General features: G+C 63.8%; 2 protein-coding genes and 1 pseudogene. 2 read left to right on the top strand and 1 reads right to left on the bottom strand.

Going from position 1 to position 3258, the window contains the following annotated elements:
* Positions 1-991, top strand: a 991-nt coding sequence (locus tag GPT33_RS05295) for a phosphotransferase (RefSeq protein WP_296806279.1), incomplete at its 5' end; no start/stop codon positions are given.
* Between the two features lie 49 nt (positions 992-1040).
* On the opposite strand, the gene GPT33_RS05290 is transcribed toward GPT33_RS05295, so the two are convergent.
* Entirely contained in the window at positions 1041-1874 is an 834-nt protein-coding gene (locus tag GPT33_RS05290) for a pilin (protein ID WP_296806278.1), read from the bottom strand.
* 635 nt (positions 1875-2509) lie between these two features.
* Here GPT33_RS05290 and GPT33_RS05285 point away from each other — a divergent pair.
* Positions 2510-3258: pseudogene (locus GPT33_RS05285) on the top strand (glycosyltransferase family 4 protein); the annotation flags it as partial.

Below are 3258 nucleotides of genomic sequence, written 5' to 3'. Positions count from 1 at the left end.
GCTTCTGCCCGAGCACGGGATCGCGCTCTACCGTCGCGACGGCGACGAGCCGAACCGAACACTGCTCAACGCCCTGCGCGGCGCGCTGGCATCCATCGGAGAGGACGCCATCCGCTCGACACCCCCGGAGCGCTGGCTGCTGGCCTCGGGTCGCCTCGGGCCGGGCAACCCGATCCTGGCCTTCAGCCTTGACGAGGACGGACGACCTCAACGACTGATTAAGGCCGCGCGCTTTGCGGGCGGGCAGCACCTGCACGCCGAGGCCGAGCAGCTCGATCGCATCGAGCGGGCATTGGGGCCGGCCGAAGCCGCCCGCGTCATCCGCCCGACCGACTCCGCCGTGGTGGCGGGGCGCTGGGCACTCGCCTATACCTACGAGCCAACCCATCCCTTTTTCGGAATCCGTTGGCGTCTGCGGGGCCGCGCGCGGTTGTGTCTCGCCATGGCCGACTGGCTGGCGGCGGTCGGACTCACGACCCGACAGCAGCCTGAGCGGGCGACCATCGAGGCCCGCCACGTCGCACCCCTGCAGCGCTTGGTTGCACGCGGTATCTTGCCCCGCAACGCCCAGCACAGGGCCGAGGCCGCACTCGACGACCTGCAGCGGCTCGCGTCGTCGCTCCCGATGGTCCTCGAACACGGTGATCTCGGCATCTACAACATCCGTCTGACGCGCGCCGACGGCTCGGATTTTCGTGTGCTCGACTGGGGCTCCTCGACCTTCGAGGGCATCCCGCTCGGCGACCTCGCCTACCTGCTCTGCTCCGCTCGCGCCCCGAAGGCGCTCGCACGCAGATGTCTCGGCAACTATCTGGTGCGCATGCACATTCCGACCGGCGAGGCCCCTGCGTTGTGGTTCAGCTATCTCGCTCGACGCTGGGAAGAGCTCGACGGCATTCGACCGCCGGTCCCCGGTGACCCGACCTCCGGCGGCGGGCTCCTGCTGCCGATTGAAGGTCGTGTTGCGTCTTACCTCGATGGCTTAACTTGAACGCGCATCTGCGCTGTCACCCAATAGGCACTCCGGTCACGTCGCCGTGTCAAGGCAGCCTGAGCTGTTTCGAGTCGTTGTCAATGTAATTGCTGTAATGTTTTCCCGAGACCGTCTTACCGTTCGAAAAACGAATGTGCGATGCACCGCCGATCTGCAAATAGACGCCAGCCACTTCCGATGTTGGATTGCCGTTTGCGTCACGCTTGTAGAAGACCTTGAAGTCCGAGATCGGCTGATATCCGCTGCGATTGAAGTCCGTGATGCCTGCGAATTCAAAAAAGCCGTTCATGAAATCTGTAGAGTTATTCCATGAATAAGATCCACTGTCGCGGTGTAAGATGCCCATCTTCCTGCCGTCCGCCAACCATTTCTCCGTGAAATCCTCAAACGCTCGAAAAAGCGCACCAACTGTGTCTTCGATGTCCTTAGGATCGGTGGACGTCGTGTAGCCTACGGCGACGTCGTCTCGGCAATTCGGCGGAACCTGACTCGCAAGCGTTTCCGATGTCTTCAGGCAGCTCCAGGTGATCCCGCCGCCGTTCTCGCTCGGAACCAATTGCAGCTCGGGATCGACCGTTGCTCCGGTGTTCCGAGTCGTCACCGAAATCACGCCACGATCCCCGACCGCCAGGTCGGCGACATAACGACTGACCTGCGACGAGTCGACACCGATATTTCCGGAGAGACTCGCGAGACCGCCATTCGCTGCTTGCTCGACCACGGAGGCCTTGAGCGATGACGCCATGCCCAAAGCTTCACTGACCTTGGAGCGAATGCTGTAGTCCCGATACGCCGGAACGGCAACTGCCGCAAGGATACCGATCACGGCAACGACGATCATGAGCTCTATGAGATTGAAGCCCTTCTGCGCGCTGTTCATTCGACGACCTACTCCCTTTGAACGCTGTTGTGATCCCGATTCGAGAACCCGCGCAGCAGCCGACACCGAAAGCTCCAAAGGTCAGCCGAAGGAGCGAAACGGCGGGGCGCGATCCATCTGGATCACGGGCCTATGGCTGAACGCAAAAACCGGACCATGCAGCCTGCGATAATCCGACCAACCACTGACGGTCACGGATTATACGAGACCTGGCCAATCGACCCGTTCGAGGTCTTCCGGGCTGCAAGCCGCCTGATTCCTCATCGGCACATGGCGTCGAACTTGCCTTCTGTTCGGCCTAAGTGCCGGGGAATGGGGCAACCGCCTGTCGGGGACGCATCGGGGCGCTCCCCATCGAGACGCATAGGGGCGCTGCCCGTCGAAATGTGACCCATGTCGCAGGTTTGCAGGGCACGTTCGTCCATTCTCTCGGGGAACAACGGGAAAACCCACCCGGAGGGTACACCGCTTCGGTTGCGCTGCGGACCGTACGTGAACAGGACCATATCGCCGAGACCGCCGGCACTGACCCCGGCACCGATCCCGTCGACGGGACTGGAGCCCCGCATCGCGCGGATCTACACTCATCCGACCCAAGCGCGAGAACGAAGACAACGGCTGGAGGACGGACACGCATGAGTGCAGCACAAGGACCGCGTTTACTCCTGTCCGCCTACCAATGCGGTCCCGGCATGGGCTCGGTCTCCCAGATCGGCTGGCACTGGTACAGCCGGCTCGCCCGGAGGCTACCGACCACATTGCTCACCCATGTCCGCAACCGCCCCGCCATAGAGGCGGCCGGCGGTCCGGTCGGCGACAGCCGCATCCTCTATGTCGATACCGAGTGGTTTGCCGGCCCATTATACCGGGTCGCCTCACGGATCTTCCCCAAGAGCGAGCACGCCATCTTCCTGGTCTCCTCGCTGGATTTCTATGTCTACGACCGCGAGGCGCTGCGCATCGCCCGGAGCGAGTCACGGGACAGCATGCCCTGGGACATCGTGCATGCCCCGACCCCCGTCTCGCCGCTTGCGGCCACGCGTCTTCACCGCCTAGGCCTGCCGGTCGTGCTTGGACCCTGGAACGGCAACCTGGGGCTGCCGCCCGGGTTCCGCGACATCCTCCGCGCGGACTCGGCGTGGCTGTATCCGGTGCGCCATCTCGGGCGGGTCATCGATGCGCTCGTCGGCGGGACCCGTCATGCGGCGGCCATCCTGACTGCGACACGCTCCACAGTCGCCGGCATCCCACGCCGCTATCATCGCCTCTGTCTGCCTATGCTGGAGAACGGGGTGGAGCTCGAGACCTTCCCGGCCGCAGCCTGGCCGAACGCTCCGGGCGAGGCGGGCGAGCCGTTGCGGTTGGTTTTCGTCGGACGTCTGGT

Source organism: Thiocapsa sp., from assembly GCF_011390875.1.
Lineage (GTDB): Bacteria > Pseudomonadota > Gammaproteobacteria > Chromatiales > Chromatiaceae > Thiocapsa.
Note: the sequence above shows the minus strand (reverse complement) of the source record. Positions and strands in the feature narration are given on the sequence as shown.

Bases quoted from the DNA above. Each gene is read 5' to 3' on its own strand.
- GPT33_RS05290 (WP_296806278.1), bottom strand. From the start codon at position 1,874: ATGAACAGCGCGCAGAAGGGCTTCAATCTCATAGAGCTCATGATCGTC.